This window comes from Mycobacterium liflandii (genome assembly GCF_022354805.1).
Lineage (GTDB): Bacteria > Actinomycetota > Actinomycetes > Mycobacteriales > Mycobacteriaceae > Mycobacterium > Mycobacterium marinum.
Genome location: NZ_CP023138.1, coordinates 651179 through 671444 on the forward strand (window position 1 = coordinate 651179; position 20266 = coordinate 671444).

General features: G+C 62.9%; 18 protein-coding genes and 2 pseudogenes. 17 read left to right on the top strand and 3 right to left on the bottom strand.

The window, feature by feature from the left end; all coding sequences use genetic code 11:
- Positions 1–107 precede the first annotated feature (107 nt).
- Positions 108–1310 (top strand): annotated as a pseudogene (locus CKW46_RS03075) (ISAs1-like element IS2404/ISMul1 family transposase).
- Between the two features lie 162 nt (positions 1311–1472).
- Here CKW46_RS03075 and CKW46_RS03080 read toward each other — a convergent pair.
- The 3 genes from CKW46_RS03080 to CKW46_RS03090 all read right to left on the bottom strand — a co-directional run bounded on the left by CKW46_RS03080 (position 1473) and on the right by CKW46_RS03090 (position 3827).
- A complete protein-coding gene (locus tag CKW46_RS03080) occupies positions 1473–2051 on the bottom strand; it encodes an Rv1363c family protein (RefSeq protein WP_117437011.1) in 579 nt (192 codons plus the stop codon).
- Positions 2052–2298: 247 nt separating this feature from the next.
- Complete coding sequence (locus CKW46_RS03085) at positions 2299–3090, bottom strand: mannan-binding lectin (RefSeq protein ID WP_482053506.1); 792 nt, start codon at positions 3088–3090, stop codon at positions 2299–2301.
- An 11-nt stretch (positions 3091–3101) separates the two neighbouring features.
- Positions 3102–3827, bottom strand: coding sequence for an Rv1363c family protein (locus CKW46_RS03090; RefSeq protein ID WP_117437010.1), 726 nt, complete (start codon positions 3825–3827; stop codon positions 3102–3104).
- Positions 3828–4201: 374 nt separating this feature from the next.
- Between CKW46_RS03090 and CKW46_RS03095 the strand changes: the two genes are divergently transcribed.
- From CKW46_RS03095 to CKW46_RS03170, 16 genes and pseudogenes are all read left to right on the top strand, one after another.
- Positions 4202–5290 (top strand): hypothetical protein, encoded by a 1089-nt coding sequence (locus CKW46_RS03095; protein WP_015353993.1) that lies wholly within the window; start codon positions 4202–4204, stop codon positions 5288–5290.
- Positions 5283–6464: a GNAT family N-acetyltransferase gene (locus CKW46_RS03100; RefSeq protein ID WP_482052797.1), complete on the top strand. Its 1182-nt coding sequence runs from the start codon at positions 5283–5285 to the stop codon at positions 6462–6464. The genes CKW46_RS03095 and CKW46_RS03100 overlap by 8 nt, the downstream gene beginning before the upstream one ends.
- Positions 6464–7444 (top strand): SDR family oxidoreductase, encoded by a 981-nt coding sequence (locus tag CKW46_RS03105; protein WP_015353995.1) that lies wholly within the window; start codon positions 6464–6466, stop codon positions 7442–7444. The genes CKW46_RS03100 and CKW46_RS03105 overlap by 1 nt, the downstream gene beginning before the upstream one ends.
- A complete protein-coding gene (locus tag CKW46_RS03110) occupies positions 7441–8538 on the top strand; it encodes a fatty acid desaturase (RefSeq protein ID WP_015353996.1) in 1098 nt (365 codons plus the stop codon). Before CKW46_RS03105 ends, CKW46_RS03110 begins: the two co-directional genes overlap by 4 nt.
- The gene (locus CKW46_RS03115) at positions 8538–9887 is read left to right on the top strand and encodes an aminotransferase class III-fold pyridoxal phosphate-dependent enzyme (RefSeq protein ID WP_020785342.1); all 1350 of its coding nucleotides are present in this window, start codon (positions 8538–8540) and stop codon (positions 9885–9887) included. Before CKW46_RS03110 ends, CKW46_RS03115 begins: the two co-directional genes overlap by 1 nt.
- Positions 9884–11392, top strand: coding sequence for a pyridoxal phosphate-dependent decarboxylase family protein (locus tag CKW46_RS03120; RefSeq protein WP_482052798.1), 1509 nt, complete (start codon positions 9884–9886; stop codon positions 11390–11392). The genes CKW46_RS03115 and CKW46_RS03120 overlap by 4 nt, the downstream gene beginning before the upstream one ends.
- Entirely contained in the window at positions 11389–12132 is a 744-nt protein-coding gene (locus tag CKW46_RS03125) for a hypothetical protein (protein ID WP_011742407.1), read from the top strand. The genes CKW46_RS03120 and CKW46_RS03125 overlap by 4 nt, the downstream gene beginning before the upstream one ends.
- Positions 12129–12635, top strand: coding sequence for an SRPBCC family protein (locus CKW46_RS03130; protein WP_011742406.1), 507 nt, complete (start codon positions 12129–12131; stop codon positions 12633–12635). The genes CKW46_RS03125 and CKW46_RS03130 overlap by 4 nt, the downstream gene beginning before the upstream one ends.
- Positions 12632–13375 (top strand): hypothetical protein, encoded by a 744-nt coding sequence (locus CKW46_RS03135; protein WP_482052799.1) that lies wholly within the window; start codon positions 12632–12634, stop codon positions 13373–13375. Before CKW46_RS03130 ends, CKW46_RS03135 begins: the two co-directional genes overlap by 4 nt.
- Positions 13350–14324 (top strand): ABC transporter ATP-binding protein, encoded by a 975-nt coding sequence (locus tag CKW46_RS03140; protein WP_015354000.1) that lies wholly within the window; start codon positions 13350–13352, stop codon positions 14322–14324. The genes CKW46_RS03135 and CKW46_RS03140 overlap by 26 nt, the downstream gene beginning before the upstream one ends.
- Positions 14321–15097, top strand: coding sequence for an ABC transporter permease (locus tag CKW46_RS03145; RefSeq protein WP_012392170.1), 777 nt, complete (start codon positions 14321–14323; stop codon positions 15095–15097). Before CKW46_RS03140 ends, CKW46_RS03145 begins: the two co-directional genes overlap by 4 nt.
- Positions 15098–15112: 15 nt before the next feature.
- Entirely contained in the window at positions 15113–15394 is a 282-nt protein-coding gene (locus CKW46_RS03150; protein ID WP_012392171.1) for an acyl carrier protein, read from the top strand.
- 8 nt (positions 15395–15402) lie between these two features.
- The gene (locus tag CKW46_RS03155) at positions 15403–17043 is read left to right on the top strand and encodes a fatty acyl-AMP ligase (protein WP_015354002.1); all 1641 of its coding nucleotides are present in this window, start codon (positions 15403–15405) and stop codon (positions 17041–17043) included.
- Positions 17044–17052: 9 nt separating this feature from the next.
- Positions 17053–17898: an MlaE family ABC transporter permease gene (locus CKW46_RS03160; protein WP_012392173.1), complete on the top strand. Its 846-nt coding sequence runs from the start codon at positions 17053–17055 to the stop codon at positions 17896–17898.
- 28 nt (positions 17899–17926) lie between these two features.
- Complete coding sequence (locus tag CKW46_RS03165) at positions 17927–18760, top strand: MlaE family ABC transporter permease (protein ID WP_482052800.1); 834 nt, start codon at positions 17927–17929, stop codon at positions 18758–18760.
- Between the two features lie 2 nt (positions 18761–18762).
- A pseudogene (locus tag CKW46_RS03170) lies at positions 18763–20252 on the top strand (MlaD family protein).
- Positions 20253–20266: the final 14 nt, after the last annotated feature.

A 20266-nucleotide genomic window follows, 5' to 3' on the forward strand; every position in this document is an offset into this window, starting at 1 on the left:
CTGGGTTGATGATCTTTGGTGCCGCGCTATTGGGGCCGGAGTGTAGGCACGGGCTATCTGGAGAACGATCGAGTTGGTTACTGTTCGTCGTTGGTCTGGAGTTGCCCGTGCCTACCGTTTCAGTATTGCCTGTGTCGTCGGTTCCAGAGGTGTTCGACCGCTGGAGTCCTGGTGAGCGCAGCGAGCTCATCGGATCGGAGTTTCTCGATGTGTTGGCCTCGGTGCCGGACCCGAGGGACCCACGCGGTCGGAGGTATTCGCTGATGGCTTTGTTGGCGATCGCGGTTCTGGCCACTGCCGCGGGGATGCGCGGCTATGCTGGTTTTGCCACATGGGCGGCCACCGCTCCCGATGATGTGTTGGCCTAATTAGGGGTCCGGTTCCGGCGGCCCAGTGAGAAGACCTTCCGCGCTGTTTTGTCTCGGCTAGACCCCGCCGACCTCAACGCCAGGATGGGCAGTTACTTCACTGCACACGTGGCCAGCAGCGACCCCAGTGGATTGGTGCCGATCGCGTTGGACGGCAAGATGCTGCGTGGTGCTTTACGCGCCAAAGCGACAGCCACGCATCTCGTGTCGGTGTTCGCCCACCGTGCCCGATTGGTGCTCGGTCAACTCGCTGTCGCCGAGAAAAGCAATGAAATTCCCTGCGTACGTGCCCTGCTCACGCTGCTGCCGGGTAGCTTGCGGTGGCTGGTCACCGTGGATGCGATGCATACCCAGGTCGTCACCGCGAAGTTGATCTGCGCCACCTTGAAGTCGCACTACCTGATGATCGTCAAGTCCAACCAAGCCAAAATACTTGCGCGTATCACCGCGCTGCCCTGGGCCGAGGTGCCCGCAGCCGCTACCGACGACTCCCGCGGCCACGGCCGTGTCGAGACCCGCACCCTGCAAATCATCACCGCTGTACGAGGAATCGGCTTCCCCTACGCAAAACAAATCATCCGGATCACTCGTGAACGTTTGATCACCGCCACCGACCAGCGCAGCGTGGAGGTGGTCTATGCCATCTGCAGCCTGCCGTTCGAGCACGCCCGCCCTACCGCGATCATGACCTGGATGCGTCAACACTGGGGAATCGAGAACAGCCTGCACTGGATACGCGACGTCACCTTCGACGAAGACCGTCAAAGGGCACATACCGGAAACGGCGCACAGGTCCTAGCAACGCTACGCAACACCGCGATCAATCTGCACCGCCTCAACGGCGCCGACAACATCGCCGAAGCCTGCCGGATCACCGCTTTGACCGCCAACCGCCGCCTAGACCTCCTCAATCCACAATTCCCCAGCTCACAAGCCTGCTAATCAACAACGCCGGAGCCCTGCCTAAAGGAGGGCTTCGATCTGATGCTGCCCAACGATTTGGCGCGCTTCTGATACCTCGCAGTCGACTCGGGCCCGATCAAGCTGTCAGAGGCCGAGCGGCTCGTCCTGATCGGAACGCCGACTGCTCACTGGTGATTCGTGTCAGGGCAACTCGACCTTCGCGGCCAGCCAGCGGCCGTCGACTTTTTTCATGGTGACTTCGACGCGACTTCGGTCCAGCCTAGGTTCGGGTGCTCGCGCATTACTCACCGACTGATCGACGAACAGCACCACTACAACCGTGTCTGGTGATGTCGACTTGATGGCCGACTCGACGACCACTCCGTGCGCTGATGCCTTGTTCTCCCTCAGTGCCTGCTGCAACGCGGCGCTGGACTTGAGGTATATCTCTTTGAACTCTCCGGTCGACCCGTCGATGGTTTCGCGGAAGTTCTCATCAATATTGGCGCTGTCGATCGTGGTCAAGTTCTCAGTGAACCGCAGCGCTGCGCTGAGCGCCTGTCGGCCAGCAATCTCGTTGTCACGCTGCTCTTTCCATAACCACCCCAACGCCGCGGTGCCGGCGAGAACGGCGGCCGCTGCAAGTGCGGCAGCGTCCTTTGTCCGTGATCGCGCCCGACGTTGTGGCGTTACGTCATGTCCTGGCTCGAGGGCAGGATCGGGACCATCGCCAGCGGCGGCACAGGCTTGGATGCCGGGATCGCGATCGTCGTGATCCACCTCCAATTCCGTTTCTTGGCTACTTGGTTCGGCAGCACCCGGCGCGCGACCGATCGTATTGCCGCCGTGGTCTCCTCCGCATGTCTCGGGTGAGTCGGAGACCGGATCTCGGGTCGGATCGGGCCCCGGTTGGGCGGCGGCATCTGTCGTAGCTGAAGTGCACCCCGCCTTGGCCTTGGCGTCAGGACCGACTCTTCGAGGCTTGCGGGTGGTTCCTCCCTCCTGCGGGGAGATGCACCCGTCGTCTTTACCCTCCATAGCCCGACCTCAACACCGGGGCCAGCACATCAATCGGGATGTGGGCCTCAACCGCACCCCCGTCCATCGACCACACCGGCATGCCGGGCTCATAGTTGATCGGGTTGTCGTGCGCGACAGGGTAGTCCGGCAAATAGAGGATCAATTCGCTTGGCGTCAATGCCCACGCTTTGTACCCGCCCGAGTAAACCTTGTCAGGAGTCCACCGATCGACGGTGAAGGGATAGGTTCCCGGCTGGTGCGGTGGGGCGGCACGATCGAGTGCTGCCGCGACGAACGGTTCAGCCAGCGGCGGAATGACGGCCAAAGGATCCAGTCCCGCTTTCACAATGTCGGTCAGCTGCAGTTGCCGGCCGAGGGCCGTGTCAAAGGTGAAGGTCCGGTAGGCGTTGTTGATCTTGGGACCGTCGGCATGGTAATCCTCATGGAACACCACGGATACGGCGCTCTGGTGGCCGAACTGCTGGTAGTTTTCTTCGCCCCAGCTGTCCTGAACCATGTCTGCGCCTTTTTCTCTCCAATTGTTGTAGAGGGTCCGCAGGTAGTCCCGGACCACCGGACCGCTGACGGCGTTGTCTACCAGGTCGCCCGGAATTGCCATCCTGATGTCTCGGTCCGCCTTGCGGACCGAGGTCACGGTGGTATGGCAATAGCGGCCGTCAAAGTCGCCGCCGAGCTCACCGCAGAACAACTGGGCAGATCCCCATGCCGAGGGGGCGGTCGAGACAGCGCAGCCGGCCACCAGCACCCCTGCCGCTAACGCGGCTTTCCACCCAGACATAGCGGGGCCGGTCATGAGAGCTCGACTTTGCTGGCGAGCCAACGCCCGTCGGTCTTCTCCATGGTGATCTTCATCCTGCTCCGGTCGACTCGGGGATCCGGGCGAGCGGCATTGGTTACCGTCTGATCGATCATCAGCAGCACAACGACCCTGCTCTTGGACTTCGACTGGATGGCGGAATCAACCACGACTCCGTGTGCTGTGGCCTTATTGTCGATCAGCAGCTGGCGGAGCTGAACACTCGAGCGCGTATACATATCCTTGAATTCGCCTGTCGCGCCGTCGAGGACTTGGTTGAAGTTTGCATCTACATTGTTGCTGTCGATGCTCGTTAATGTCTGGGCGTATCCAATCGCTGTTTGCTGAGCCAGCTCGGCCGCCACGTTGGCGTGATGCGCCGCAAACAGGTGCCACCCCAGCACGGCGGAAACGCTCAGGGACGCGAGAATCACGGCCAGGATTGCCTGGTTGAATCCGACGCGGACCCGCTTGACTCGCATCCGCGACCACCGGGAACGCCAACGCCGGGGTGCACGCGGGGCATGGGCGTCGGTGTCCGTGCAGTCGAGATCGTCAGCGTTACCCGATTCCACATCGGCGCAGGGCCCCGCGGCCGTGCTGGGTGACTCGAGCTCATCAGTGGCGATAGCAGGTTGGCCACGTTCGGTCGTATCCGTCGTATCCGTGAGTTGTGTGATGTTGCTGTTCTCGACGTCGTCTCCGGTGATGGCGACCAAGGCAACGGCTCCTTTCCAACGGCTAGCCTGATAAACCTCTTGCCTGTGGGACAACGAGGCCGTGGCGGGTGGTGAAGATCCGCCACCTGCCAGACGCGCCTAAGGCCGACCTTCGAGTCCGAGATGGCCCCCGCAGCTCGGCCAACGGTTGAGCCGTCGATCGGGCCATCGCGCGCTGCACTGAGCGCCGCCGAACCTGCTCGGCCCGGTCACGCGCAGCGCCCGCCGGTCCAGCGTGCGCTGTTAGCGGCTGGGGCCGGAGGCGAAGCGGGAAGACGTGCGGCCTGCGTTTGACATGCGGACTGCGGAGTCCATATCGTGTGCCAGGCTAAATGAAAATTATTGTCATTACCAATCGGTTGGGGTGAGTGTACATGGAGGGGCTCGCGAGTGGTCGTACCGAAGCGGCCAAACCGCTGTCGCGCGATGGGGCGCAGCAGCCAGGGTGGTTCGTCGGACAACGGGTAGACATCCTCCTGGTATTCGGGTTGGGTGCCTTCCTGTCGGCAGTCCTCTTTGCCGCCGGTAGCCACAAGGGGTTGTTCCTGGTCGGCGCGGTCGGTTTTTCCCTGTTGTCCGACCTTCCGCACGTCTTCACCACCTCGGTCCGGATCTGGCTGGACCCGCGGGAGCGGTCGCGCTACCGGGCGCATTACCTGATGAGCCTCGCCGTGATCGGCACACTGGTCGCGATCCTATGGTTTGGGGGATGGCTCATCCCGCTGCTCGCGATTTGGGCGTACTGGCAAGTTTTCCACGTGCTGAAACAGCATTTCGGCATGATCAACATCTACGCCGCAAAGAATGGCTACAAGGGCCCCAGGAAAAAGATCCAGTACGCCCTCTACTCGACGTGTCTGGCGCCCGTAGTCTTTCGAGCGGCTCACGGGCTGCATTTCTCCGAGTATGAAGTCTTCGGCAAGCGACTTCCATTCTCTAATTTGAGCGTTCCAGTGCCCCCGGTGCCCAAGCTCATAGTCATCGCCGGATTTATCGTCGCCGCGGTTTGTTTGGCCCTTGCCGTCATTGAGCAGCTCCAGCTCAAACGCGACGGACAGCGCACCCTGCCAGCGATGGCGGTGGCGACCTTCGTCGTGGCCGCCTTGTCCTACAACCTTTCCTACCTCCTCGTATCAGATCTGTTCGCGCTCATCCTGATCGCCACCACCACGCACAGCCTGCAATATCACCTGATCAACTGGACCAGGAATAACACGCGGTTTGCGCATAGCAAGAACTCCGAAGAGAAGAAGCTTCTGCTGGCACGGCTGTCTACCAGAAAGGCGTTGCCGCTCTACATCGCATTTCTTGCCGGACTCGGCGTGCTTGCCGGGCAACTCGATACCATTATTTTTGCCGTACCACTGACCTTCGTCCTGCATCACTTCTACATGGATGGCGCACTCTGGAAGAGCAAGAAAAATCCCGAGTTGGCATACGACCTGGGAATCATTCGTGCTTGATGAAGAAGTCGGCGCACATCGATGGACCGAGGCGTTAGCGCACCCGCCGGCGCCGACCGTCCGTCCGGTACGCACCAATGCGGAGATCAAGGACTTCATCGGCGTTCCGTGGCAGATCTATCGCGGTGACGACGCGTGGCGGCCCACACTGCGCCGAGTCATGCGCGCCAAGATGGATCCCCGCAAGAACCCGTTGCACTCCGAGGTTCAGATCGCCAACTTCGTCGCCTACCGGCAAGGACGGCCGGTGGGGCGGATATCGGCCTGCATCGATTCCCACTACGTGCAACGCTATGGCGACTACGCGTTCTTCGGATTTTTCGAGAGCGAGCCGGATCAGGCCATCGCATCGACGCTGTTGACCACCGCCGAGAACTGGGCGCGAGGGCGCGGCATGAACGCCATCATCGGCCCATTCAGCTACACGTCACGCGAGGACGTCGGGCTACTCATTTCCGGATATGACACTCCACCAACGATCATGCAGCCGCACAACCCACCGTATTACCCGAGGTTGGTTGAGGCGGCCGGATACTCAAAGAAGTTCGACACCGCCTGTTTTCGCTGGAGCGTGGATGAAAACCCGTCAGTCCAGCAGCGCCTGCTGGGTCGAGCCGATGCGGTACTGGGCGCGCAAGGTGCCAGCGTTCGGCCGGTACGACTGTCGGATTACGAGCAGGAAGTCGAACTCTTGCGCAAGCTCTACAACGACTCGTTCGCAAAGCATCCAGAAAACGTGCCGCTAAGCAGGCCCGTGTTTGCCAGCATGGCCGCCGAGATGCGGCCGCTGATCGATCCGAACATCGTCAGGATCGTAGAAGCGAACAACACACCCGTGGGCTTCTTGTTCATGCTGCCCGACGTCAATGAAATCACTGGTCAATCGGGCAGATTCACGCCCTCGGCCCTGCTCCGGATCGCGGCCAAACGAGGCGGTCGAATCCGCGGGGTGCGCACTGCCGTCGTGGTGCTCATCGGCGCGGTCCAAACCCAGTTCGGCGCGGGCCTAGGCCGGATCCTGGCTGGCGAGATCGTGCGAACGATAACCGGCGCTGGGTACTCCGCTGTCGCCACCACGTGGATGCACGAGGACAACATGTGGTCCAATTCGCTTGCGGCGCAGATGAAGAAGGCGCCCGAGAAGCGTCATCGAGTTTATCAAAAGGAGCTCTGATGGCACCGCGAATTCTGGTCACGGGCGCCACGGGGTATCTCGGCTCGACGATCCTGGAAGCGCTGGTGCGCGCTGGCGAGCGGGCAACCATATTGGTGCAGCCCGGCGATCCGCACGTCATGAGCCCGGAGTTGCGCTCCAACGTCGATGTTGTTCGGGGTGACATCACCGATGCTCAAAGCGTGGACGAGGCGATGCGCGGAATTGCGCGCGTTTACCATCTCGCCGGCATCGCATCGCCGAATTCCCGTTTAGCCAACCAGATCTGGCGCACAAACGTGCTCGGCGCATACCATGTTGCGCAGTCGGCGTGGCGGCACGGGGTGCAACGCCTCGTGCACGTGTCCTCCACGGCGGCCATCGGATATCCCCCCAATGGTGTGATCGCGGACGAAGATTTCGACCCGCGAGATTCGGTGCTCGACAACGTCTACTCGACTACCAAGCGGGCTGGCGAACAGCTGGTGCTCGACTTCGTCGACCGCGGGCTCGATGTCGTGGTGGTGAACCCGGCGGCCGTCTTCGCGCCTGGGTTCGGGCCGCCCCGGTCTTGGCAGGGCCTGCTGGTCGCGGCGCGCAAAGGTCTGTTGCGGGTCGTTCCGCCGGGAGGAACCGCCGTTTGTTCGGCCCGCGACTTCGCGGCCGGTGTCACAGCGGCGATGAACAAGGGTCAACCGGGGCGGCGATACATACTCAGCACCGACAACCTTTCGTACCGGCAGATCGCTGAGCTGCTCGTGCGCGCCGTGGGGCGATCCCACCAGGTACGGGTCGCGCCCATGCGGCCATTCCGCGCCCTCGGGAGGGGAAAACGTATCGCATCCGATTTCTCGAGTCGGGCGCATTTCGATGACCCGTTGGTTCCCGAGAACATCGACCTGATGGCCCGCAAGGTCTACTACGACCCTACTCGGGCGGTGCGTGAGCTGGGCATTCCCAAAGTGTCAGTGGCGGAATTGATTACGGAGTTTGTTGGATGAGTACTCAGACGCGGCAGGCGCTGGCCGAGGGGGCCGGCTCCAAGGACGTGCTCGGGATCTCGATGGCGCAGGCGCGATCCTTGGTAGCCGACCTCGCTGTAAGACGGCAGTGGATTTACTGGGTCGACCTGACGGTGTGTGTAGCGGTGGGCTACACGGCATTCCTGTTGTGCCCGGCCAGGCAACCCCTTTCGCCCGCCGCTGTGGGTTGCGTGGTGGTCGCTGCGTTGGCGCTATACCGTGCCGTCCTTTTCGTCCACGAGATCGTGCACGCCGGTGCCGAACTACGTTCATTCGCGCTGTACTGGCATGCGGTCTGCGGGATCCCGCTGATGGTTCCGCAATTCACCTACGAGTTTCATCAAGAACATCACGCGTCGCGCACCTACGGCACCGCCGCCGACGGCGAGTATGTGGCCTATGCCACCGAACCGCGCTGGCGGGTGGTCGCCCTACCCTTCACCGCCTTGCTGGGGCCGGTGTTCTTCGTGGTGCGGTTCCTGGTGCTGGCGCCGCTGAGTTGGCTTGTCCCACCATTGCGTCGGTACGTACTGACTCGGGCGTCGGCACTGATGATCGACGCAGACTTCTGCCGCACACTTCCGCCCGGTGGCGTCCCTCGCTCCTGGCTGATCCAGGAATTCGCCTGTTTCGCCTACCTGGTCGGGGTGGCCGTGCTCTTCGGGCTTGGTGTATTCGCGCCGTACCGACTGCTGGAGGCCTACGCGGTCGTGAGCCTGATCCTGTTCGTCAACTGGATTCGGGTGCTCGTTGCTCATCGGTACGAGAGCGAAAACCAGCGGATGACATTCCCCGAGCAAGTGCTCGACTCTATCGACCATCCGTCGCTGCCGGTCCTGGGTGAGCTCTGGGCCCCGTTGGGTCTGCGACTGCACGCTGTTCACCACCTATTCCCCAAGCTGCCCTACCACCAGCTCGCCGAGGCTCGACGACGGCTCGCGGAGGCAGTTCCCCGCGACCGCGGCTATTGGGTGACCGAGGACCCATCGGTGGTCAGCTCATTCCGTCGCCTGCTCAGCCGCCGGGCAGAGTCGTCGAAGCCGATCCGGCAACTCACCGATGAGGCTGTGTGATGCTGGCCAAAAACCCACCCCCCATGCGGGAATCCAATGCGGCGACCTACTCGCGACGCCTCCCGATACGACTGGTCGAGGCCCGCGGTACCCGGGTACGTGACAGCAGCGGGCGTTGGTATATCGACTGCCTAGCGGCCGCTGGGGCGATGTCGCTGGGTTGGAACCATCCGGTGGTCAGTGAGGCGGTCATCAAAACCGTTGACTCCGGTGAGCCCTGGCTGTCGTTGGACTTTCATACCCCCGCGAGGGAGCAGTTCGTCGAAGACCTGCTCTCCATCCTGCCGCCGGGATTGGCCGCCGACGGCCGGGTCCACTTGTGTTCGCCCAGCGGTGCCAGCGCTGTCGAGGCGGCCCTCACGCTTGCCGAAATCGCCACCGGTGGGCGTGAACATGTTGGCGTGCAGGGAGGTTTCCACGGCTGCACCAGGGCTGCGCGCGCGGCAAGCTCCGGCGGCGGACTTCGGCAACAGCCCGTAGTGATGGCACCGCGGACGACGTTTCTGCCCTTCCCCCAGAACTATCGGTGTCCCTTCGGCGTCGGGGGCGAACGTGGCGTAGACCTGGCAGTGACGGCCGTCGAGCAGCTCGCCGCACCCCACGCCGGCATCAGCGCCCCCGCGTCGATCATCTCCGAATTCGTCCTCGGTGAGGGCGGCGTGCTGCCGGCCCACCCGCGTTGGGCCAAGGCGTTGCGCAACCTGGCAAACCGTTTCGAAGTCCCCCTGATCGCCGATGAGGTACAGGCAGGGATGTTTCGGACCGGACGGGCTTGGGGGTTCGAGCATTGCGACATCGAGCCCGACATGGTCGTGATGTCCAAGGGCCTCGGTTCGGGTGTGCCGATTGCCGTGATCGTGGTTCGCGAAGGCTATGACGTCTGGGAACCCGGTGCGTTTACCGGAACGTTCCGGGGCAACGCGATGGCCTTCGCCGCGGCGAGCGCGGTCATTCGATACGCCCGAGAAGCGGCGTTGGCCGAGCATGTAACCCGGATGGGGGAGTACTTCCGCACCGGACTGCAACGCATTCTCGAAGAGTGCGAGATCGTTGGCGACGTTCGCGGCCGCGGGTTGATGCTGGCCGCCGAGATTGTGGACCCGCAGCTGCCGTGGCCGTCGGGTGTGGCACCGGCACCCGAACTGGCTAGGCAGATTCAGCGTGCGAGCCTCAGTAACGGGCTCATCATCGAATCTGGCGGACAGTATGGAAACGTCATCCGATTTCTGCCGCCGTTGACCATCGAGGAAGCCGACATCAGCGCGGCTTTGACTGCCTTCGAAGCTGCCGTCAAGCAGGTAGAACGGCACCGCACCAAGGCAGTTGACCTCCGGGCGGACCAGCGATGAGCCGCGACGTGAGTGACTTCGCCGGCGAATTCGTCTCGGGCAGCGGCACGGCCGCCTACCGCGACGCAATTACGTTGGCTAGCGGCTTGGTTGCGAATGCATTGGAAGCGGCCGACGCGCCCGGCCTGGTGGACGGATACTCGTTGCTGAAGGAGCTGGCGGATAAGCCCAGGCTCGATACCGTTGCCGGTGTCGGCCTGCCGGCGGCCCTGGAGGAGGCCGTCGGCCTCATGGCGGGGCACTCCGCTGTGGTCACCCACCCCGCGTACCTGGCGCACCTGCACTGCCCGCCCACCGTTGCTTCCCTGTCCGCTGAGGTTCTCATCAGCGCGTTCAATCAGTCCCTCGATTCGTTTGACCAAGCTCCCGCAGCCACGGCCATCGAGCAACGAGTTGTCGAACATCTCTGTGCCCGAATCGGATACGGGACAGATGCGGACGGTACCTTCACCAGTGGCGGCACCCAATCCAATCTGCACGCGTTGCTGATGGCACGTGATGTTTTCGCGCAGCGGACGCTGGGTTTGGATGTCGGCACCGCCGGGTTGCCGGCGGCGGCGCGCTCATGGCGACTGCTTTGCACTCGGCAGGCGCACTTCTCGGCGCGCCAGGCACTGCGCATCCTCGGCCTTGGCGCCGACGCCGTGATCGAAGTGCCTACCGACGATGCAGGACGTTTGTGCGTCGAGGCATTGGCGGGGTGCATCGCTGAGAGCCAAGCCCGCGGCACACCGGTGTTCGGACTGTTCCTCACCGCGGGAACCACCGACTACGGGGCCATCGATCCGCTCGAGCCCGCGATCAAGATCGCCCGGCAGCACGGTGTCTGGGCGCATGTGGATGCGTGTGTCGGGGGCTGTCTGGCCTTCAGTGCCCAACACCGACATCTGTTGCGGGGTATCGAGTTAGCCGACTCCGTGGCCGTCGACTTTCACAAGCTGCTGTTTCAGGCGATCAGCTGCAGTGCCCTTCTGGTCCGAGACGCCGAGTCCTTTCGCGTCTCGGCCTGCCACGCCGACTACCTCAATCCCGCCGATGATGTCGAACACGATGTCGTCAATTTGGTCGGCAAGTCTCTGCAGACCACCCGTCGATTCGACGCGCTGAAAATATTCCTCACCCTGCGTGCGCTCGGTGAGCGGCGTATCGGGGCGATGATCGACGCCACCTGCGCCGCCGCGGCAGCCGCAGGCCGGGCCGTATCGGACCACCCCCACCTCACGTTGTGTGCGCCCGTGGCCGTCAACACGGTAGTGCTGCGGTGGCGCCATCCGGAGCTGACCGAGCAGAAGTGCGACGCGGTCAACAGTGCGATCCGCAGCAGCCTCGCTCGTTGTGGCCTCGCACTCGTTGGTCGATCGCGCGCGGCCGGACACCAGGCGATCAAGCTGACTTTCGTCAATCCGCTTATCACCGCAGACCTGGCCACCGGGGTCATCGCTGACGTGTCCCGCCGGGGCAACGAAATCGCTGGTCTACCCGACGACCTGGCGGCACAGGCATGACCGAACAGCTGTGTCGTATCGAGCGAGTGGCGGCGTCCGATCCGCGTTTTGGATGGGCCAAACAGGTCGAGTACACCGTCTTCGGTCTGGAGAACAACTTTGCGAGCGATGCCGATATCGCCGCTGCGGAAATGGTGCACTACCGAGACTGGGAGCGCTCGTCGGAGATTTTCGTCAGCCTCGACACCGCGGCACCGCACCAGCCCGTGGGAGTTCTCCGCGCGCTGCGCCATGACCCAGAGCTCGGGCTGGACAGCTTCAGCACGCTACGTGACGCGCGCAACTACCCCGTGGACGAACGCACTCGCCGCAATTTTCTCTACCCGCGCTGGAGTGACTTTTTCGACGGCATCGATCCGCGGCGAATCGCAGAACTCGCTACCCAGGGGGTGCTGCGAAGCGCGCGTCGCTCCGGGATGATCGAACAGATCTGGCGAGCGTTTTTCAGCAGTCTCGCCGCCGACGGCGTCGATCTCGTCACGGTGGCGCTGGTCGTGCCGTTGTTCGAGTGGTATCGCCAACTGCTGCCCGATCGCCTGCACCAGATCGGAGAAATTCTGCCGAACTACATCGGCGCCGACAGTGTGCCCGCCGTAGTCGATATCGGCGGGTCATTCATCTCGGATTCCATTCGCGACATGGATGCGGATTCGGCATCACTGCTGGCGCTGACAGTCCAAGCACCACATCCAGCCTCAGCTGTACCAGGACCTTCCGGGGAAGAAGAGAGAGAGCAATGAGATCAATCCACACCGACGAGCACGTTTTCCGCAAAGTCAGTGAGATCGACTGCCCCGTCGAACGGGTATGGCAGACGGTCACCACCCAAGAGGGGATCAATCATGAGATGGGCCCCTACATGAAAATGACCATGCCTAAACAGTTCATCGGCAGATCCATTGCCGACGTGGAACCGGGTACCCGGATCGGCAAGAGCTTCCTTCTACTATTCGGGTTCCTTCCCTTCGGGTTTGACGACATCACCATCACCAGGATTGAACCCGGCCGGATGTTCCGCGAAGAGTCCACGATGACGGGGATGCGGGTGTGGGTACACCACCGCACCCTGGAACCAAAAGGCGATAAAACGGTGGTCAGCGACGAGATCACGCTGGCTCCTCAGGCACCCATGGGCCTTATCCCCGGGTGGGGCAAGCTGATGAGCAAGATCTTGTCGGCGTTTTTTGCTCACCGTCACCGACGTCTTCGCAAAAGTTTGGCCAAAACCGGTGTAGCGCAATGAGACCATCTTCGATGGCCGCGTCGGTGTTGGTCGCCGCGGCAGCGCTGACCGGCGGATGTACGGCGGTGAACAAGGCCGCCGGCGAACCCGTCGGCCATGCGTTCCAGCTGCTCGAGTACCCGCAGCCGGTTTCGCAGCCGGTTGCCGAGCCCGCTGAGGGATCGCCCTATGGCGGCTACTCGGTTGAGGTAGCTGGCTCGGTTACATATCTCAAGGAAACGACCGTCCTGCCCAAGAGCGGTCTGCTGACTATCGGCCCAGGGCCACGCGCTGGTGAGCTGCAGGTGCAGCACTACTACCAGGGTGACCGGTTCCCCTACGAGACCGGCGTCCTTTCCAAGGACGGGACGGCGAGCACCCTCAACGCCATCACCATCGTCAACCCACTGGATTCCCGGGTGTCGTTGCAGTGCGCCGTGGCAGGCGGCATCGCGCTCGAGAACCTCAACGAGCCACGAGACCTGCACGGCGAGTGCGGCGGGGGCGCGAAGTTGTCGGGCACCGTGCGGGCCGACGGGACGCGCCAGGCTACGTGGCGCGGCAAGCCGGTTGAGCTGGCCCGCACCGTTGTCGACTTGACCATTACGGGGATGACGAGCGGAAAAGTCCACCAAATCAACGATGTACCGAAGGGCGGCAGCTTTCCGCTGTATACGGCCATCGACGTGAACATGACCGCCCAAGGCATCAACCTAACGGAAGAGCTGGAACGCTATGTCCTCCCCAGAGTCCAAGACTGACAACGAAACCGGAAATTCGCAGCCAGGAACCTCCGCTCTCGAAGCGGTCGACCTGGTCAAGTCCTATCCCGGTTCGGACGCCAACGCCGTCGACGGTCTCAACCTCGTGATTCCGCGCGGGGTGGTCTATTGCCTGTTGGGCCGCAACGGGGCGGGTAAAACCACGACCATCAGGATGGCTACCACATTGCTGACCCCGACTAGCGGCCAGCTGGAGGTGCTGGGGGTTCCGGTTGACAACACGACGCAGCTGCGGCCACTCATCGGCGTGGCGCTGCAAGAGGTCGCCCTCGATCTGTGGATGTCACCCGTCGAGCAGATACGCATGAGCCTGGCGATGGCGGGCTGGCCGAAATCCGACAGGAAGCGTCGCGAGGGCGAACTCGTCGAGCAGTTCGGCCTCGGAAAGTACCTGAATCGCAAAGTCGGAGCACTTTCTGGTGGTATGCGCCGCCGCGTCGACGTGGCCCTCGCGGTCGCGCACAACCCACAGATGCTGTTTCTCGACGAGCCTTCCAGCGGGCTGGACATCGAAGGCAAGCAGGAGGTGTGGAACGCAATCCGGCTGCTGCGTTCTGAGGGCCGTACCGTCGTCCTGACCACACACGATATGGACGAAGCCGTCTCGCTGGCCGATGAAGTCGGAATCATCAAGGACGGGGTGCTCGTCGCTGCGGGTTCGACACAGGAGTTCACCCGAAGCCACGGCTTCGCCGTGGACATTTCGGCACCCCAGGAGATAACCGACGACGCCGTGCGGCAACTGGCCGGCGCCGGCTACCCGATGCAGCGCAAGGGCAGCAGCGCGGTAACCGGATCACTGGACTCTGCGTCTGCCTCCGAGATCGGTTCGCTCGCCACGGTTTTGGATCGGCTCGGACTGGCCGGCGCGAACATCGAAATTCGATCGACGTCGCTGCGCGACGCGTTCCTGGAGGCTACCCAATGACCCGCTCCGCGCTGGCGAACACCGCCCGCCTCTTTCGCCGCTATGTCGTTGTGGGGCTGCGACAGCCGGTCTTCGGTTTCATCTTTCCCATCGTGTTTCCGGTCGTGTTGGTGGTCTTCGTGCGGTCGATGTTCCAACGCGTCGCGGACTTGCCCGGATTTCCGCTGACTTCCTATACCGCCTACATCGCCCCGGGCCTCATCATGCTGATTCCGATGCTTGGCGCGGGATACGGCGCGGGAACGTTGATCGAAGAGATCAGTTCGGGCTTCACCGACCGGCTGCGGCTTTATGGTGTCTCGACTGGTCAGATCATGGCCGCCAAGATCGGCTTCGAGATGTTCAGGATCCTGCCCGCGGCGGTGATCGTCATCGGCCTGCTGGCTTTGCTCGATGCCCCTTTGCGCGCCGGGATCCTCACCGCAGCGCTACTCATCCTGCTGATGTTTCTGTGGTCGGCCGCATATAGCTCACTGTTCTATCTGGTGGCACTCCGCACGCTCAACCCGCAGGCGCCGGTCGCGATGCTGCCTTTGGCACTGCCGGTGCTGTTCGTCAGCCAGGCGCTCATGCCTTCGGTATTCCTGTCGGACTGGCTGCGCATCAGCATCAATGTGAATCCGTTCTCACACATCGTCTCTGCAGCGTCGACGATCATGTACGGCGATTTCGACACCATGACGGTCCTCCGGGGTTGTCTGGTGGGCCTCGGCATGTTCTTGATCCTGCAAATTCCCATCCACTTCGTTATTCGTCGCAAAATCGGAAAGTAAGGGCATAAAGCTGTCATGTCAGAGGTGCGTGTTTTCCTTGTTGAGTTCATCGCTGACGAACTCGAGATCGCCACAACTGAGGTGCGGGACTCTTCCGAACTCATCAGGGACCTCGGGTTCGACTCACTTGCGTTCGCTTCGACGGTGTCGGAAATTGCCAGCCGGTTCGGTGTGCGACTGAGCAAAGACGACGTCTTCGAATCCAAGACGGTGGGCGCGTTGGTTGAGCTGGTGGAGAGCCGGAAGAGCGCGCCGGATGCGGTGAATGCTGCCGTCAACGCGTCGGGTAACCCGTGAACACGATCATGCGGAGGCTGTGTGACAGCCAGGGGGCGACACAGCACGGTCTGACCACGGCTCCGGTCGGCGCCGACGGGCGATCCCATCTCGACCAGCTGACGAACACGCCGTGGTCCTATATCCACCACTTGGGCCGCCGCGCGGCGGGTGCGCTACAACGTGACGGCGTCACCCCCGGCGACGTGGTGGCGGTGTTGGCTGGCGCGCCCGGTGAGATCGCTCCTCTGGTGCAGGGCGCCTGGATGTGCGGTGCCGCGGTGACGATGTTGCATCAACCCACTCATCGGTCCGACCTACAAGCGTGGGCCGCCGACACCAAGAAGACCTTGTCGATGGTCGGCGCATCGACCGTCGTGGTCGGCAGCCCATTTCAGTCCGCCGCGCAGGAGTTCGCGAAGGTGGGCCTACGCGGCTTGGAACTTTCCGAGCTGCTTACCGCAGATGAAGGGCGCATCGTTGTCGCAGAGGAGGATTCGCCCGCATTCCTGCAACTGACGTCCGGTTCGACCGGGCATCCCAAGGCCGTCAGCATCACCTACCGCAACATCGAGGCAAACGGGCGCGCACTGATGGCCGCCGCGAGCGCCGATGTCGCCTCCGATGTCGTAGTCAGCTGGCTGCCACTCTTCCACGACATGGGCATGATGGGTCTGCTGATCATTCCCATGTATGAGGGTATGGATGCTGTCCACATAACGCCGGCGGACTTCCTCAACGATCCCCTGCTATGGGCTGAACTGATCACCAAGCACCGCGGCAGCATCACTGCTGCACCGAATTTCGCGTATTCACTGCTGGCTCGGCGCCTACGCAGAGCGCAGGACCACGCGTTCGATCTCTCCTCCCTGCGCTTTGCGCTCAATGGGGCCGAAGGCATCGACGTCGCCACGCTGGAGCGGCTTGCCACCGAGGGTGCGCGCTTTGGACTGCGGCGGGATGCCATCGTGCCGGCCTACGGTATGGCCGAAGCGACCCTGGCGATATCCGTCGTACGACCCGGTGAAGGATTCCGGGTCTGCCCGCCGCATCCCGACCTGGTCGCGGCACAGGGCGAAGCGGCGGCACCGCGAGTCATGCTGGGACCGCCCGTGCCCGGATGCGATGTGCGAGTGGTGTCCGAAGACCGAACCGTCCTCGCGCCGTCGGAAATCGGCGAACTCGAGATCCGCGGCGACAACGTGACGGCCGGATACCGCACTGAGGCGGGTTTCGAGCCGGCGGTTGACGCCGGCGGTTGGTTGGCCACAGGTGACGTCGGCTACCTGACCGAGAACGGGCAACCGGTGATCTGCGGCCGCAAGAAAGACATTCTCATCATCTCGGGCCGCAACGTGCACCCTGAGGACATCGAGCGGTCCGTTGTCGGTATCGCGGGCATTCATTCCGGCGGCGTCGCCGCCGTGCGCCTGGCCACCGCCTCCGCTAGCGAGGGATTCGTAATGGTCGCCGAATCTGCGCTGCATGCCGACGATGCCGAAAGCAACCGTATCCGAACCGAGGTCGCCGACCGCGTGTTCGTCAATCTCGGGGTGAGTCCGCGAGCAGTCCATGTGGTCCCGGCGGGTTGGCTCCCCAAGACGTCGTCGGGAAAGCTGCGTCGGCGGCAGACCTCCGAGCGGTTGCGACTCTTCGACGACGCATTGTGAGGCCGTGTGATGGCGACGACCTTTGTTAACGACCGACTGATCGGGCTGCGCCGCCTCAGCGTCACGTACCTGCGTCAGCACCCAGCGGCATCGCTTGCCACGGCTGGCGAACAGATCGTGCTGGGCGTCGCCGCGTTGCGCTACTTGGCGATAGATCTGGTGACCGGCCGGTTCCCATGGACCGAGTGCATCCGGCAGGCGAGCTTCATGGCCGCCACCGCCATCATGCCGACGATTCTGGTGGCATTGCCCATCGGCGCTACCCTGTCCATCCAGTTCGCGATGCTCGCTGGCCAGGTCGGGGCGACCTCGCTGGCTGGAGCGGCGAGCGGGTTGACCGTCGTCCGGCAGGCCGCCTCGCTGGTGGCGGCCATTCTGCTGGCTGCGGCGGTCGGCTCCGCAATCACCGCGGACCTGGGCGTTCGCACCATGCGCGAGGAAACAGACGCGATGGAGGTGATGGGCGTCTCCGTGGTCCGCAATCTGGTCGTCCCTCGATTGCTGGCAGCCATGGTCATCGGGGTCGCGTTGTGCGGCGTGGTGTGCTTTGTCGGATTCCTGGCCAGCTACCTGTTCAACGTGTACGTCCAGGGCGGCTCTGCGGGCAGCTTCCTGGCCACATTTTCGGCGTTTGCCACCACCGGCGACATGATCCTCGCCCTATTGAAGGCCGCTGTCTATGGCTTCATCGTGACGGTGGTGGCATGTCAGAAAGGGCTATCAACTCGGGGCGGTCCAGCCGGTGTCGCCAATTCGGTCAACGCCGCGGTTGTGGAGGCCGTCTTGCTGCTAATGATCGTCAACGTCGTGGTCAGTGAGCTCTATACCGTTCTCTTCCCGAGAACGGGTTTGTGACATGACCTCGTTTGTCGCGATGCGCCGCATGTCGATACGTCAAATAGTGTTTGCCGGCGCCGGTGCCGGCCAGCCGCTCGCCAGGTTCGGCCACATGATTGCGTTCTACCTCCACACGGTCCTTGCCATTCCGGTCGCGCTGCGACGCTACCGCCGGGAGTTCATGCGGCTACTCTCCGACATCACCTGGGGTAACGGCTCCATCGTGGTCGGCGGCGGGACGGTGGGAGTGGTTCTGGTGCTGGGCATTACGGCTGGCGCGCTAGTCGCGATCGAGGGGTACAACTTCCTGAACATGATGGGCATCGGCCCGGCCACCGGTGTCGTCTCGTCCCTGGTGACCACACGCGAACTCGCCCCCATCATGGCTGCGCTCGGCTTCGCGGTCCAGGCGGGATGCCGCTTCACCACGCAGATCGGTGCAATGCGGGTGGCCGAGGAAATCGATGCTCTCAACGCGATGGCTATCCGGCCGATCCCGTACCTGGTCACCACCCGATTGCTGGCTTCTGCCGTCGCGATCATCCCGTTGTACATCGCATGTCTGACGATCAGTTACCTGTCGTGCCAACTGATGGTTATCTTCACGACCCATGGGTCGGTGGGACCATATCTGCACTACTTCACGATGCTCATCGACGCCAGAGACGTTGGCTACTCGGTGATCAAGGCCGTGGTTTTCGTGGCGCTGGCGTCGGTGGTCCAGTGCTACTACGGCTTTTGCGCGGAAGGCGGGCCAGAGGGCGTCGGTGTTGCCGCCGGACACGCCATGCGTGCCAGTATCACCGTCGTCATCATCGTCAACATGGTGCTGACCATGGCGCTGTGGAGCGTTGACGCCGGCGTCAGGTTCGGCGGCTGACGATGACCAATCACATTGACCTCGACGGGATTTACTTCTCGAAGCGACAGTTGCTCGCGCGTGGGGGCATCGCGCTGGTCGTTGTCTTGCTGGTGACGTCGTGGCTGCTGGCCAAGTCCATGGGCTATCTGGATCGCGGTGTCCAAGTGGTCGCCGACCTGCGCAACATCGGCGACGGTCTACCGGCCGGGTCCGACGTCAAATACCGGGGGATCCAGGTTGGCACCGTCGAGAGCCTCGATCCGTCGATCGGCAACCAACCGAACCAGGTGCGGATTCGCCTCAAACCGGAGTACGCGGCGTCGATACCGGTGACCGTCACCGCGCGCGTCGTACCGAGCAATGTCTTTGCGGTGTCGTCGATCCAACTCGTCGAGCACGGGCCCGGCACACCCATCAGCGACGGCGAGCGGATCAGCGAAGACACCGACCTACCTACCGTGTTGTTCCAGACAGCGCTGACCAAGCTGCGCGACATTCTTGCCGCTGCCGGCCGTAATCGCGATGATCACACCCTCGGAGTGCTTGCGGCCGTCGGAGCCGCGACGAACAATCGCAACGGCGCACTGCAGCTGAGTACGCACCAGCTGATTCGGATCATCGACGAGCTCAACGGTGTCGTTGCGACTGACGAAGGTCCGTCGACTGTCGCCGCGCTGGTGGATGCGGCGCGTGGGCTGTCGCAGAGCGCACCGGAGTTACTGGATGCGTTTCACGATGCCGTCGCGCCGATGCGGACACTTGTCGACAAGCAGCAGGCGCTGCACGACTTCCTCGGGGCCGGGCAATACACGACCGGGCTGGCCGTCAATTCCTTGCAGAACCACTCCGACCAGCTCGTTCAGATAACGACGGATCTCACCCCGGTCGTCGGTGTATTCGCCGACAACGCACAGCACTTCGTGCCGATCACCGAGCGGATCACCAGATTCTCGGACAAGTTTTTCGAGGAGGTTTGGGACCCGGCCTCGACCGTTGCCCACGGTCGTGTGAACGTCTCGTTCACACCGTCCTATACCTATACCCGGGCCGACTGCCCGAGGTACGGGGAGCTGCGGGCCCCGAGCTGCTTTACCGCACCCCTGGTTCAGGCTCGGCCCGACCTTCCTGAGGTGTTACTCCCGCAGAATTACCAGCCTCCACCGAATCTGGCTCCCCCCCTGGGACGGTCGTGGGTCCTGACGGAAACCTCGTCGCGGTTGGCCCGCCGCTGATCAATCCCACCCCGAACCTCGAGGATCCCAATCCGCCACTGCCTGCCGGGGTGACGCCTGCGCCTCCAGTTCCGGGCACCGCTAACCCGGATCTGCTTCCCGCGGCTCCGTCATCTTTCGGGGGCAACGTCGGGCCGGTCGGCAGTGTGCAAGAACTGTCAGCCCTGAGTCTGATCACCGGGGAGCAAGCGACCGTCGCGACCCAGCTGCTGCTGGGGCCGGTGGCCCGCGGCGCCATCGCCAGCCGAACTCAGCAAACACCGACGGAGAGCAAATGATGCGAAGGCAGCCG

Excerpts from the sequence above, each read along its gene's own strand:
- CKW46_RS03085 (WP_482053506.1), bottom strand. The coding sequence starts at position 3,090 with ATGTCTGGGTGGAAAGCCGCGTTAGCGGCAGGGGTGCTGGTGGCCGGC.
- CKW46_RS03095 (WP_015353993.1), top strand. The coding sequence starts at position 4,202 with ATGGAGGGGCTCGCGAGTGGTCGTACCGAAGCGGCCAAACCGCTGTCG.
- CKW46_RS03105 (WP_015353995.1), top strand. The coding sequence starts at position 6,464 with ATGGCACCGCGAATTCTGGTCACGGGCGCCACGGGGTATCTCGGCTCG.
- CKW46_RS03110 (WP_015353996.1), top strand. The coding sequence starts at position 7,441 with ATGAGTACTCAGACGCGGCAGGCGCTGGCCGAGGGGGCCGGCTCCAAG.
- CKW46_RS03115 (WP_020785342.1), top strand. The coding sequence starts at position 8,538 with ATGCTGGCCAAAAACCCACCCCCCATGCGGGAATCCAATGCGGCGACC.
- CKW46_RS03120 (WP_482052798.1), top strand. The coding sequence starts at position 9,884 with ATGAGCCGCGACGTGAGTGACTTCGCCGGCGAATTCGTCTCGGGCAGC.
- CKW46_RS03125 (WP_011742407.1), top strand. The coding sequence starts at position 11,389 with ATGACCGAACAGCTGTGTCGTATCGAGCGAGTGGCGGCGTCCGATCCG.
- CKW46_RS03130 (WP_011742406.1), top strand. The coding sequence starts at position 12,129 with ATGAGATCAATCCACACCGACGAGCACGTTTTCCGCAAAGTCAGTGAG.
- CKW46_RS03135 (WP_482052799.1), top strand. The coding sequence starts at position 12,632 with ATGAGACCATCTTCGATGGCCGCGTCGGTGTTGGTCGCCGCGGCAGCG.
- CKW46_RS03140 (WP_015354000.1), top strand. The coding sequence starts at position 13,350 with ATGTCCTCCCCAGAGTCCAAGACTGACAACGAAACCGGAAATTCGCAG.
- CKW46_RS03145 (WP_012392170.1), top strand. The coding sequence starts at position 14,321 with ATGACCCGCTCCGCGCTGGCGAACACCGCCCGCCTCTTTCGCCGCTAT.
- CKW46_RS03150 (WP_012392171.1), top strand. The coding sequence starts at position 15,113 with ATGTCAGAGGTGCGTGTTTTCCTTGTTGAGTTCATCGCTGACGAACTC.
- CKW46_RS03155 (WP_015354002.1), top strand. The coding sequence starts at position 15,403 with ATGCGGAGGCTGTGTGACAGCCAGGGGGCGACACAGCACGGTCTGACC.
- CKW46_RS03160 (WP_012392173.1), top strand. The coding sequence starts at position 17,053 with ATGGCGACGACCTTTGTTAACGACCGACTGATCGGGCTGCGCCGCCTC.
- CKW46_RS03165 (WP_482052800.1), top strand. The coding sequence starts at position 17,927 with ATGTCGATACGTCAAATAGTGTTTGCCGGCGCCGGTGCCGGCCAGCCG.